General features: G+C 71.7%; 12 protein-coding genes. 10 read left to right on the plus strand and 2 right to left on the minus strand.

The genetic code is table 11. The features are described from left to right. Positions 1-6: 6 nt before the first annotated feature. The 8 genes from IE168_RS07965 to IE168_RS08000 all read left to right on the plus strand — a co-directional run bounded on the left by IE168_RS07965 (position 7) and on the right by IE168_RS08000 (position 8492). Positions 7-531, plus strand: a complete 525-nt coding sequence (locus IE168_RS07965; protein WP_189496985.1) for a GNAT family N-acetyltransferase — start codon at positions 7-9, stop codon at positions 529-531. Next, on the plus strand, positions 528-860 hold the full coding sequence (locus IE168_RS07970; protein ID WP_189496987.1) for a non-heme iron oxygenase ferredoxin subunit: 333 nt from the start codon (positions 528-530) through the stop codon (positions 858-860). Before IE168_RS07965 ends, IE168_RS07970 begins: the two co-directional genes overlap by 4 nt. 227 nt (positions 861-1087) lie before the next feature. After that, positions 1088-3472 carry a TonB-dependent receptor domain-containing protein gene (locus tag IE168_RS07975; protein ID WP_229823254.1) on the plus strand — a complete coding sequence of 795 codons (2385 nt, stop codon included), beginning with the start codon at positions 1088-1090 and terminating at the stop codon, positions 3470-3472. Positions 3473-3596: 124 nt separating this feature from the next. After that, on the plus strand, positions 3597-4241 hold the full coding sequence (locus IE168_RS07980; protein ID WP_189496989.1) for a PepSY-associated TM helix domain-containing protein: 645 nt from the start codon (positions 3597-3599) through the stop codon (positions 4239-4241). Between the two features lie 25 nt (positions 4242-4266). Continuing rightward, a complete protein-coding gene (locus IE168_RS07985; RefSeq protein WP_189496992.1) occupies positions 4267-4782 on the plus strand; it encodes a DUF2271 domain-containing protein in 516 nt (171 codons plus the stop codon). Positions 4783-4855: 73 nt separating this feature from the next. Next, complete coding sequence (locus IE168_RS07990; RefSeq protein ID WP_189496994.1) at positions 4856-5722, plus strand: DUF4198 domain-containing protein; 867 nt, start codon at positions 4856-4858, stop codon at positions 5720-5722. Further along, complete coding sequence (locus tag IE168_RS07995) at positions 5722-6804, plus strand: FAD:protein FMN transferase (RefSeq protein ID WP_189496996.1); 1083 nt, start codon at positions 5722-5724, stop codon at positions 6802-6804. The genes IE168_RS07990 and IE168_RS07995 overlap by 1 nt, the downstream gene beginning before the upstream one ends. Continuing rightward, entirely contained in the window at positions 6801-8492 is a 1692-nt protein-coding gene (locus IE168_RS08000) for a sulfite reductase subunit alpha (protein ID WP_189496998.1), read from the plus strand. The genes IE168_RS07995 and IE168_RS08000 overlap by 4 nt, the downstream gene beginning before the upstream one ends. 35 nt (positions 8493-8527) lie before the next feature. On the opposite strand, the gene IE168_RS08005 is transcribed toward IE168_RS08000, so the two are convergent. Further along, on the minus strand, positions 8528-9160 hold the full coding sequence (locus IE168_RS08005) for a HutD/Ves family protein (protein WP_189497000.1): 633 nt from the start codon (positions 9158-9160) through the stop codon (positions 8528-8530). A gap of 140 nt (positions 9161-9300) precedes the next feature. Further along, positions 9301-9648 (minus strand): ComEA family DNA-binding protein, encoded by a 348-nt coding sequence (locus tag IE168_RS08010; protein WP_189497002.1) that lies wholly within the window; start codon positions 9646-9648, stop codon positions 9301-9303. A gap of 201 nt (positions 9649-9849) precedes the next feature. Between IE168_RS08010 and IE168_RS08015 the strand changes: the two genes are divergently transcribed. Next, a complete protein-coding gene (locus tag IE168_RS08015) occupies positions 9850-11358 on the plus strand; it encodes a M20 family metallopeptidase (protein ID WP_386659704.1) in 1509 nt (502 codons plus the stop codon). An 81-nt stretch (positions 11359-11439) separates the two neighbouring features. Beyond that, positions 11440-11715 (plus strand): GlsB/YeaQ/YmgE family stress response membrane protein, encoded by a 276-nt coding sequence (locus IE168_RS08020; RefSeq protein ID WP_189497004.1) that lies wholly within the window; start codon positions 11440-11442, stop codon positions 11713-11715. Positions 11716-11774 lie beyond the last annotated feature (59 nt).

The raw sequence follows: 11774 nt of genomic DNA on the forward strand, positions 1-11774 counted from the left end.
CGCGCGATGACCGACCTGCACTTCCGCCCCGCCACCGACGCCGACATCGACGCGATCATTCTGCTGGTGACCCGCGCCTACCGCGGCGACGCCAGCCGTGCCGGCTGGACCACCGAAGCCGACCTGCTCGACGGCGAGCGCATCGACGCCGACGTATTGCGCGCGGACATCGGCCGCCCCGGCAGCCGCGTGGTGCTGGGCCTGCGCGACGGCGCGCTGCTGGCCTGCGCCCACGCCGCCGACCTCGGCGGGCGCGCCTACTTCGGCATGTTCGCGGTCGAACCGACCTGCCAGGGCGGCGGTATCGGCCGGGCCACGCTGGCCGAGTGCGAGCGCATCGCCCGCGACGAGTGGCGCCTGCCGAAGATGCAGATGACGGTGATCGACCTGCGCGACGAGCTGATCGCCTGGTACCAGCGCCTCGGCTACCGGCGCACCGGCGTCCACCACCCGTTTCCCTATGGCGACGCCCGCTTCGGCATTCCGAAGCGCGACGACCTGCGCTTCGAGGTCCTGGAGAAGATGCTGTGAGCGAGACCTGGACCTTCGTCTGCACCAGCGCCGAGCTGCTGCCGGGCGAGATGCAGACGGCCTTCGACGAGGTCACCGGCGCCCCGATCCTGGTGCTCAACCTGGACGGCGAGCTGTACGCGCTGGAGGACGTCTGCAGCCACGAGGACTTCGAGCTCTCCGCCGGTGCCTTCGACCCGGCCGAAGGCACCATCGAATGCGTGCTGCACGGGGCGAAGTTCGACGTCCGCGACGGCCGCGCGCTCTGCGCCCCGGCCTACGAGCCTGTGGCCAAGTTCCCGGTGAAGCGCGAACACGACGGCATCTGGACCCGCGACGACCGGGACTGAGCACGGCGCCGCATCCAGGCTGGCGGCACCCGATCCCCGATACCCGGCACGCGGCACGCGGCGCGCAAATGGGATCACGAATCCATTGCACATGCTAATGGTTCTCATTAAGATGCAGCCCATTCATGGAGCCGCCCGGCCGCCTGCAGGCCCGGCGCCCCTCCACGCGTCCAGCAGCCGCCAGTGACGCGGGCCCGTCAAAACCCCGCTCCGGAGCACTCCGTCCCATGTCCATCCACGCCGCCCGCCTCCCCGCGCGACGTGCGCCCGTGCGCACCCTCCTGTCCGCCTCGATCGCCCTGCTGCTGCCGCTGTCGCACGCCGTGGCGCAGGAGGCCATGCCCGACGGTGGCGCCGATGCCACCGACTTCGACACCATCGTGGTGACCGCCGCCGGCTTCGAGCAGAAGATCACCGACGCGCCGGCCAGCATCAGCGTGATCACGCGCGATGAGCTGGAAAAGCGCCCCTACGTCACCCTGATCGACGCCGTGCGCGACCTCGAGGGCGTGGACGTGGGCGAGACCTCGGACAAGACCGGGCAGAAGACGATCAGCATGCGCGGCATGGGCTCGGACTACACCCTGATCCTCATCGACGGCCGCCGCCAGAACAACCACGGCGACATCTACCCGAACAACTTCGGCGGCAACCAGTTCAACCATATCCCGCCGCTGGACATGATCGAGCGCATCGAAGTGATCCGCGGGCCCGCATCGACCCTGTACGGCGCCGACGCCCTGGGCGGCGTGATCAACATCATCACCCGCAAGGTCGGCCAGCGCTGGTACGGCTCGGCCACGGTGTCGCGCAATTTCCAGGAGGACGACCAGTTCGGCACCGACAGCACCATCGACTTCGCCATCAGCGGCCCGCTGGTGAAGGACACGCTGGGCCTTGGCGTGCGCGGCTCCTGGTACGAGCGCGACGCATCCACGCCCGAATACGAGCTCATCACCGCGCCCGACGGCACGGAGCATGAGCGCTCGCTGGGCTTCGGCGGCGGCGGCAAGACCGTGGACAACACCAACAAGACCGCCGGCGTGACCCTGAGCTGGACGCCGGGCGAGTTCCAGAGCGTGGTGTTCGACTACGACGTCTCGCGGCAGGACTACGACAACACGCCGTACATCAACAACCTCGGCACCGAGACCTATCCGCTGGGCACCGTCGACGGCATCGAGGGCCTGTGGCGTTCGGCGCCGCGCGTGGGCTACGCCGCCGACCAGGAGTTCACCCGCGACCAGTGGGCGCTGACCTGGAACGGGCAGTGGGACTGGGGCAACAGCTTCGTCTCGCTGGCCCGCATCCAGACCGGGAACAACGGCCGCACCCTGCCCTTCACCGTGGCCGAGCGCCTGCAGCACCTGGACATGTACTGCGACAACGCCGCGGTGTGCGATACCGGCCCCTATGCCGGGCTGACCCGCGACGAGCGCCGCCAGCTGGTCGAGGACACCTTCCTGCCGCGGCCCAAGCGCACCATGGAAAGCAGCCAGTACACCCTGGACGCCAAGGTCGACGTCGCCGTGGGCGAGCAGCACCACCTCATCGTCGGCGGCCAGCTGATCGACGGTGAGCTCGAGGACGGCGTGTTCGGCATGGAAGGCGGCGGTGACGGCGGCGGCACCGTGCAGGACCACGAGATGTGGTCGCTGTTCGCCGAGGACAACTGGAGCCCGACCGAGGCCCTGACCATCACCCTGGGCCTGCGCCACGACGACCACAACGTCTTCGGCAGCCACCTCAGCCCGCGCGCGTACGCGGTCTGGGACCTGAGCCCGGGCTGGACCCTGAAGGGCGGCGTCAGCACCGGCTACAAGACCCCCAAGACCACCGACCTGTACGACGGCATCACGGGCTTCGGCGGACAGGGCACCTCGCCCTTCGTCGGCAACCCGGACCTCGAGCCGGAAACCAGCGTCAACAGCGAGATCGCGCTGTACTGGACCTCGCCCGACAGCCTCCACAGTTTCAACGCCACCATTTTCCGCAACGACTTCGAGGACAAGATCGCCCGCGGCGAAGGCAACCTGAGCTGCGAGCAGACCGGAGGCGTGCGGCCCTGTGCCAACCTCGGCGACTTCGGCATGCTCGGCTACACCACCTACGCGCAGAACATCAACATCGACGAAGTCCGCATCCAGGGCGCCGAGCTGGCCGGGCGCTGGGGCATCACCGAGACCTGGTCGCTGCGCGCCAACTACACCTACACCGACAGCGAGCAGCTCAGCGGCGCCGACCAGGGCCTGCCGCTGACCGACACCGCCAGGCACATGGCCAATGCCAGCCTGGCCTGGCAGGCCACCGACCGCTTCAGCATGCAGCTGGTCTCCGAAACCCGCTCCAAGCGCTACCGCGACGTGGTCGATGGCGTCCGCCGCGACTACGAGGACTACACCGTGCTCCACCTGGCCGCGCAGTACCGCTTCAATGACCACGTCAGCGTCAATGCCCGGATCAACAACCTGCTCGACGAGGACTTCACCTCGTTCCAGACCCTGTGGACGCAGGACCCGAACACCGGCGAGTGGGCGCCGACCTATCTCGACGACTACAACAACAAGGACAAGGCGCGGAACCTCTGGCTCAGCCTGAACGTGCGGTTCTGAGCGCAGCCTTCAGGCCGTCCCGTTGCCGGCACCCCGGTGACGGGGCGCAGGCCTGCCGGCTCAGTCATATGAGAACGCTTCTCATCAGCAGCTATACTTCCGCCCCCCCAGTTCCGGTATCGACGTGACAGCATCGTCCCCGACCACCGACACCGCGGCGGCCCGCCAGCGCCGCGGCTTCTGGCTGCGCACCCTGCACCAGTGGCACTGGATCAGCTCGGCGGTGTGCCTGGTCGGCATGCTGCTGTTCGCGATCACCGGGATCACGCTCAACCACGCCGCGAAGATCGAGGGCAGCCCGGAGGTCGACAACCGCCAGCTCGAGCTGCCCGCGGAGCTCCTCCCGCAGCTCGACGCCCACGCCGAAGGCAACGCGCCGCTGCCGCGCGAACTCGAGCGCTGGCTGCGCGACGAACTGGGCGCCTCCACCGGTGGCCGCGAGGCCGAGTGGTCGGAGGACGAGGTCTACCTGTCGATGCCCGGCCCCGGCCGCGACGCCTGGCTGGCGATCGACAAGGCCGGCGGCACGGTCGAGTACGAACGCACCGACCGCGGCTGGGTCTCCTACCTCAACGACCTGCACAAGGGCCGCAATTCCGGGCCGGCCTGGGGCTGGTTCATCGACGTCTTCGCCATCGCCTGCATCGTGTTCACGCTGACCGGGCTGTTCCTGCTGCAGATGCACGCCCGGCAGCGGCCCGGCACCTGGCCCTGGGTGGGCCTGGGCCTGGTGGTCCCCGTGCTGCTGGCGCTGCTGTTCATCCATTGACCCACTTCAACCCAGGAACCCGCATATGCGCATTCCCCTGACCATCGTCATCGGCGGCCTGCTGGCCACGCCGGCCTATGCCGCGGAGCTGACCGTCGAGGTCGAGGTGCCGTCGATGTCCGTCGCCGAGTACCACCGGCCCTACGTCGCGGTCTATGTCGAAGGCGCCGACGGCAAGGCCGCGGCCGACCTGTCGGTCTGGTACATGATGAAGGACACCGCCGAAGGCCACGGCACCAAGTGGCTGCCCGACCTGCGCCAGTGGTGGCGCAAGTCGGGGCGCGCGCAGCAGATGCCGGTGGACGGCGTCAGCGGCCCGACCCGGCCCGCCGGACGCCATGCGCTGAAGTTCAACGCCCGCGACCCGCGGCTGTCCGGCCTCGCGCCCGGGCGCTACAGCGTCGTGGTGGAAGCCGTGCGCGAAGTCGGCGGCCGCGAGCTGCTGAAGATCCCCTTCGACTGGCCGGCAACCGCCGCGCAGTCGGGCAAGGCCCAGGGCAAGACCGAGCTCGGCGCGGTGAGCCTCGCCATCCGGCCCTGACGCCCGCCCGCACGCCGCGCCGCACGCACGCCGCGACGGCGACTCCACCGCATTTCCTTCCGGAGACATGATGATGAAGAAGACCCTCGCCCTCGCGCTCGCCCTGGCCACCGCACTGCCCATGGCCGCCTCCGCGCACAAGCAGTGGATCATCCCCTCGCAGGCCGTGGTCGCCGGTGGCGACGTCTGGGTGACCTTCGACGCCGCGGTGTCCAACCAGCTGTTCTTCCCCGACCACGTGCCGATGCGCCTGGACGGCATCACCGTCACCGCCCCCGACGGCAGCCGCGCGGAACTGGCCAACGGCGCCACCGGCAAGTACCGCAGCACCTTCGACGTGCAGCTCGCGCAGCAGGGCACCTACCGCATCGCCAACGCCGGCAGCGGCATGGCGGCGCGCTGGGACACTGCCGAGAGCCTGGCCGCGAAGGCGAAGGCCGAGGCCGACGGCACGCCCCCCGGCCCGGCCGCCCGCGGCGGCTTCCTGCGCAGTGCCACCGCCGAGGACCTGGCCACCAAGGTGCCGAAGGACGCGCGCAACCTTGAAGTCACCGAGACCGTCCGCCGCGTCGAGACCTTCGTCACCAACGGCGCGCCGAACGCCACCGCGCTGGCCCCGACCGGCAAGGGCATCGAGCTGGAGCCGGTGACCCATCCCAACGATCTGTTCGCCGGCGAGGAGGCGACCTTCCGCATCCTGGTCGACGGCAAGCCGGCCGCCGGCCTCGAGTTCGAGATCGTCCGCGGCGGCACCCGCTACCGCAACGCCCAGGACGACATCGCCGCGACCACCGACGCCGAAGGCCTGCTCCGCGTGACCTGGCCCGAGGCCGGCATCTACTGGCTGGAAACCGGCCTGCAGGACGACAAGGCCAGCCTGCCGCAGGCCACCGGCCGCCGCCTCGGCTACGTCGCCACCCTGGAAGTGCTGCCGCAGTAATGGGCCCGCACGGCGCCGTCGATGCGCGTCCCGCCCTCGCGGTGCACGCGCTGGGCGGCGCCACCATGGGCACGCGCTGGCACGCGTCGGTCGCGGCTGCGCCGGGCGCGGACCTGCATCCGCTGCACGACGGCGTCCAGGCCTGCCTGGACCGCGTGGTCGCGCAGATGAGCCCCTGGGAGCGCGACTCCGACATCAGCCTCTACAACCGTGCACCCGCCGGCAGCTGGCAGGCGCTGCCGCAGCAGTTCTTCGACGTGCTGCGCGAGGCGCTGGCGATCGCCGCCGCCAGCGGCGGCGCGTTCGACCCGACCGTCGGCGCCTTGGTCGAGGCCTGGGGCTTCGGCCCCGGCGGCGCGGGCGGGCGCGTGCCGGACGCGGACACGCTGGCCTCGGCGCGCGAGCGCAGCGGCTGGCAGCGGCTGGTCCTCCACCCGCCCGGCCAGCGGCTGCTGCAGCCCGGCGGCGTGTCCCTCGACCTGTCCGGCATCGCCAAGGGCCATGGCGTGGACGCGGTGGTGGACTGGCTGCAGGCCCGGGGCGTGCCCGCCGCGCTGGTCGAGGTCGGCGGCGAGCTGCGCGGCTACGGCCGCAAGCCGGACGGCAGCGCCTGGAAGGTGCTGGCCGAAGCCTGGCCGGACGCCGACGGCGACGGCGACGGCGACACCGGCACCGGCACCGGCACCGGCACCGGCACCGGCCCCGGTCCCGGATCCGGGGACGACGGGCACCGCGACGACGCCGGGGAGGCCACCACGGCCTGCGTGATCGAGCTCGACGACGCCGCGGTCGCCACTTCGGGCGACCACTGGCACCGCTTCGAGCACGGCGGCCGCCTGTATTCGCACACGATCGACCCGCGCAGCGGCGCGCCCGTCGCCCACGCACCGGCGGCGGTCACCGTGGTGGCCGACACCGCGCAGGCCGCCGACGCCTGGGCCACCGCACTGACGGTGCTGGGGCCCGACGCGGGCCTGGCGCTGGCACAGGCGCGCGGCCTGGCTGCGCGCTGGGTGATGCGCGCGGCCGACGGCGTCCGCGTGCAGGCCACCGCCGCCTTCCAGCGGCGGCTGGCCCCGTGACCGGCGCGCGCACGTCCACCGCCGCACGCGCGGCGCAGGCCGGCGTGCTGCTGGCGCTGTGCGCGGCCGCGCTGGCCTTCCTGCCCCTGCACGACGAGGCCTGGTGGCCGGGCCGCCCGACCGGCGGACGCGGCATCGCCGCCGTCCTGGTCGCACTCGCCTGGCTGCTGGCCAGCGCCACCATCCTGCTGCGCGCCCGCCGCGCCGCCCGCGCCGATGCCGCAACGTCGGCAGCCGACGCGGCCCTGCCGGCCGCCGGCGACTGGCTCGTGGTCCACGCCAGCCAGACCGGCCAGGCGGCGGAAATCGCGCAGCGCACGGCGACGTCGCTGCAGGCGGCCGGCCTCGCGGTGCGCACCTGCGGTATCGCATCGCTGGACGCTGAGACCCTGGCGGCCACGCGGCAGCTACTGTTGATCGCGAGCACCACCGGCGAGGGCGATCCGCCCGACGCCGCCGCCGGCTTCATCGGCACCTGCATGCGCGACGACGTCCGCCTGCCCGGGCTGCGCTACGCCGTGCTGGCGCTCGGCGACCGCGGCTACCGCAACTACTGCGCCTTCGGGCACGCGCTCGACCAGTGGCTGCGCCAGGCCGGCGCGAGCCCCCTGTTCGACCTGGTCGAAGTCGACAATGGCGATCCTGCGGCGCTGCGCCACTGGCAGCACCATCTGGGCGTTGCAGCCGACGCCCCCGCCCTGCCCGACTGGACACCGGTGGCCTACCAGCCCTGGCCCCTGTCCGGGCGCCGCGAAGTCAACCCGGGCAGCGAGGGCGCGCCGGTATTCGAACTGCGAATGCTGCCGCCGGACGGATCCGCCAGCTGGCGCGCGGGCGACATCGCCGAAGTCGGACCGCAGCAGGCGCCCGCCGCGGTGGCCGCGCTGCTCGCCGAAGCGGGCCTCGACGCCGCTTCGCCGGTTCGCGTCGACGGGATCACGCACACGCTCGGCGCGCGGCTGTCGCGCTCGCAGCTCCCGGACGCCGACGCGATCCGCGGCCTGGCCCCGCAGGCCGTGGCCGACCGGCTGCAGCCCCTGCCCTCGCGCGAGTATTCGATCGCCTCCATCCCCGGCGAAGGCAGCCTGCGCCTGCTGCTGCGGCGCATGCTGCGCCCCGACGGCACGCCCGGCGTCGGCAGCGGCTGGCTGTGCGACCACGTGCAGGCCGGCGGCGACATCGACCTGCGCATCCGCGCCAACCCCGGCTTCCACGGCCCGCCGGCCACCACGCCGATGGTGCTCGTCGGCAACGGCACCGGCATCGCCGGCCTGCGCGCGCACCTCGCCGAGCGTCAGGCCGGCAGCCACGCGCGCAGCTGGCTGCTGTTCGGCGAGCGCCACGGCGACCGCGACTTCCACCAGCGCGATGACATCCTGCGCTGGCTCGGCGATGGCGGACTCGAGCGCCTGGACCTGGCCTTTTCCCGCGGCACCGAGGGCAGCGGCGTGCCCGCCGATGCGCTGTCTTCCGGCCGCGCGGCCGTGCACCGCGGCTACGTGCAGGATGCGCTCCGCGCCGAAGCCTCCCGCCTGCGCGACTGGGTCGACGCGGGCGCGATCATCCTGGTCTGCGGCAGCCTCCAGGGCATGGCCTCGGGCGTCGATGGCGCGCTGCGCGAAATCCTCGGCGACACATGCGTCGACGGCCTGCTGGCCGCCGGCCGCTACCGCCGCGACGTCTACTGAGCGACGTCTACTGAGCGACGTCTATTGAGCGACGTCTATTGAGCGACGCCGGCGCCGGCACCGGAGCCCGCCGCGACCTGCACCAGCAGCAGCTCGCCGCTGCCTTCCAGCATGTACCGGCTGCGCGCGTGCGAGGCGTCGAGCAGGACGCTGTCACCGCGCTCGAGCAGCGGCGCCGCGCGTCCGCCATCCAGCATCGCCTGGCCGGCCATGACGTGCACCGCCCAGCAGTCCCCGGGTTCGGCGAACAGCAGCATCGACCCCACCAGCGGGCGGTGCCACAGCCGCGGTGCAGCGCGTGCGGGACGCCACATCAGGTTGAACACCTCGGCCCGGCCTAACTGCAGGCGCGCGGTGACCGGGACCTCGCCGCCGAAGCGCTGGCGGCCGTGCGGCGGCAGCAGCGGTCGCAGGTCGCCGTGGCCGAAGTCCAGCACCAGGCCATCGCCCGACAGCAGCACCTGCTCGCGATCGGTGCCGGGGAAGGCCGAGTACGCGGCATCGGCCTCGATCTCGGCGATCGACAGCCGCCAGTCCCAGCCATCCCCGCCCGGACCCTCCGACCCGGCCGCATGGATCTCCCGCGTCCAGCCGAGGCCGTTGCGCCAGCGCAGGCGCCGGTACCCGCACGCGGGGAGATGCCGCACGGAATCGACGTCGCTGCGCATCCGAGAAGTGTAGCCGTGCACGAGGCGCGGGACGCCTCCATGCGTCCCGGACCTCGTCCATGGCCGGGGACACGGCACGCGATGTCGCGCCGCGCCACCGCCCTCCCGGCGCGTCCCTGCGCCGGATGCATTCCCGGGCGTCAGGACTTGCCGGGCGCACCCGTGGCCGCGGACTTCGCCGCGGGCCGGGTTGCGGCCGCCGGCTTGCCCGCCGCGCCGCCACCCACCACGATCCGGTCGCGGTTGCGCTCCACCGTCTTCAGGCCCACGCCCTTGACCTTGACCAGCTCGTCGGCGCTCTTGAAGGCGCCGTTGGCCTTGCGGTAGGCGACGATGGCCTCGGCCTTGGACATGCCGATGTTGACCATGACCCGCTCGATGGTCGCGGCGTCGGCGGTGTTGATGTTGACCTTCTCGCTGGCGAAGGCGCTGCCGGCCATCAGCAGCGACAGCAGCACGGGGGCAAGCACGGATTTCAGGGGCTTCATGGCGCTCTCCTTGCGTTGTGGATTCCGTTGACCGCCGGGGCCTTCCTGGCACCGGCGCGGCCAGTCTCCGACGTCGCCGGGGAGCCACGGCATCGCCGCAATGCCCGCCTGCCTGCCAGCCGCCCGCGCCGACTGCTGTCCGGAAAGCCCGACGCCGGGGGCGTAGAATGCGCGTTTCACCGCAGAACACAGGACGCCGCCATGGACACCAGCCTGATCGACCCGACCCGCGCCGAGCGCTTCGTCTCGTCCAAGTGGGACGACGAGATCGTGCCGCAGCTGGTGGAATACATCCGCATCCCCAACAAGTCGCCGATGTTCGACGCCGACTGGGTCGCCAACGGCTACATGGAGGACGCGGTGCGCCTGATGGAAGGCTGGGCGCGCGCACAGGACATCCCCGGCATGCAGCTCGAGGTGATCCGCCTGGAAGGCCGCACGCCGCTGATCTTCATCGACATCCCGGCGGCCAACGGCGGCAACGCCGACGACTGCGTGCTGCTTTACGGCCACCTCGACAAGCAGCCGGAGATGACCGGCTGGGACGAGGACCTTGGCCCCTGGAAGCCGGTGCTGCGCGACGGCAAGCTCTACGGCCGCGGCGGCGCCGACGACGGCTACGCCATCTATGGCTCGCTGGCCGCGATCATGGCGCTGCAGGAGCAGAAGCTGCCGCACGCGCGCTGCGTGGTGCTGATCGAGGCCTGCGAGGAGTCCGGCAGCTACGACCTGCCCGCCTACGTCGACCACCTGGCCGACCGCATCGGCCAGCCGTCGCTGGTGGTCTGCCTGGACTCGGGCTGCGGCAACTACGACCAGCTGTGGTGCACCACCTCGCTGCGCGGCCTGGCCGGCGGCAACTTCACCGTGAAGGTGCTGGAGGAAGGCGTGCATTCGGGCGACGCCTCGGGCGTGGTGCCATCGAGCTTCCGTCTGCTGCGCCAGCTGCTGTCGCGCATCGAGGACGAGAAGACCGGCCGCATCCTGCTCGAGGGCCTGCACGTCGAGATCCCGGCCGAGCGCCAGCAGCAGGCGGAGAAGTGCGCCGAAGTGCTTGATACGGCGGTGTTCGACAAGTTCCCCTTCCTGCCGGGCATGACCCCGATGAGCGACGAGCTCGCCGAACTGGTGCTCAACCGCACCTGGCGCCCGGCGCTGTCGGTGACCGGCATCGGCGGCATGCCGCAGCTGGAATCGGCCGGCAACGTGCTGCGCCCGCACACCGCGGTGAAGCTGTCGCTGCGCCTGCCGCCCACGCTCGACGGCAAGCGCGCCGGCGAGCTGCTGCAGGAAGCGCTGCTCAGCGATCCGCCGAACGGCGCCAAGGTCACCCTCGAGCTCGAGAAGGCCTCCTCGGGCTGGAACGCCCCGGCGATGGCGCCGTGGCTGGAAAGCGCGGTGGACGCCGCCAGCCAGGCCTTCTACGGCCGGCCGGCGATGTACATGGGCGAAGGCGGCTCGATCCCGTTCATGGGCATGCTCGGCGAGAAGTTCCCCGGCGCGCAGTTCATGATCACCGGCGTGCTCGGCCCGCATTCCAACGCCCACGGCCCGAACGAGTTCCTGCACATCGACATGGGCAAGCGGGTCACCGCCTGCGTGGCCCACGTGATCGCGGCACACCAGGCGGCGAGCAGCCGCGGCGAAACCACCGGCTCCGCGGTCGCGGCCGACAGCGGCACGCGCCACGGCGACCACGGCTGCTGCTGATCGCGGCACGGGGCGGTCGCCCGCTGGCACCGCCCCGGGGCCTGTTAAGCTCCCGACCTCATCGACTCGAAGGGGGCGGCAATGGAAGGTGTGTTCGGCGGCAGCAGCTGGCTCTGGATCATCCTGGTGGGCTTCGTGGTCGGCGTGCTGGCGCGCCTGATCAAGCCCGGCAAGCAGGACATCGGCATCATCCTCACGGTGGTCCTCGGCATCGTCGGCGCGCTGTTCGCCGGCTGGATCGGGCGCCTGCTGGGCTGGTACGCCGAGGGCGAAAAGGTCGGCTTCATCGCCTCGCTGGTCGGCGCGATCGTGATCCTGTTCATCGCGGAGGCGATCAACGGCAAGCGCCGGCGCTGACGGACTTCGGAGCTGCGAAAAGCCGGGGCATGCCCCGGCTTTTTCGTGGTGATCCGCGC

Origin of the sequence: Luteimonas padinae (assembly GCF_014652935.1) — a bacterium.
Lineage (GTDB): Bacteria > Pseudomonadota > Gammaproteobacteria > Xanthomonadales > Xanthomonadaceae > Luteimonas > Luteimonas padinae.

What these genes read in the sequence shown, in the direction of transcription:
- IE168_RS08020 (WP_189497004.1), top strand. Translation starts at nt 11,440, where the DNA reads ATGGAAGGTGTGTTCGGCGGCAGCAGCTGGCTCTGGATCATCCTGGTG.
- IE168_RS08015 (WP_386659704.1), top strand. Translation starts at nt 9,850, where the DNA reads ATGGACACCAGCCTGATCGACCCGACCCGCGCCGAGCGCTTCGTCTCG.
- IE168_RS07975 (WP_229823254.1), top strand. Translation starts at nt 1,088, where the DNA reads ATGTCCATCCACGCCGCCCGCCTCCCCGCGCGACGTGCGCCCGTGCGC.
- IE168_RS07995 (WP_189496996.1), top strand. Translation starts at nt 5,722, where the DNA reads ATGGGCCCGCACGGCGCCGTCGATGCGCGTCCCGCCCTCGCGGTGCAC.
- IE168_RS08010 (WP_189497002.1), bottom strand. Translation starts at nt 9,648, where the DNA reads ATGAAGCCCCTGAAATCCGTGCTTGCCCCCGTGCTGCTGTCGCTGCTG.
- IE168_RS07965 (WP_189496985.1), top strand. Translation starts at nt 7, where the DNA reads ATGACCGACCTGCACTTCCGCCCCGCCACCGACGCCGACATCGACGCG.
- IE168_RS07985 (WP_189496992.1), top strand. Translation starts at nt 4,267, where the DNA reads ATGCGCATTCCCCTGACCATCGTCATCGGCGGCCTGCTGGCCACGCCG.
- IE168_RS08005 (WP_189497000.1), bottom strand. Translation starts at nt 9,160, where the DNA reads ATGCGCAGCGACGTCGATTCCGTGCGGCATCTCCCCGCGTGCGGGTAC.
- IE168_RS07990 (WP_189496994.1), top strand. Translation starts at nt 4,856, where the DNA reads ATGAAGAAGACCCTCGCCCTCGCGCTCGCCCTGGCCACCGCACTGCCC.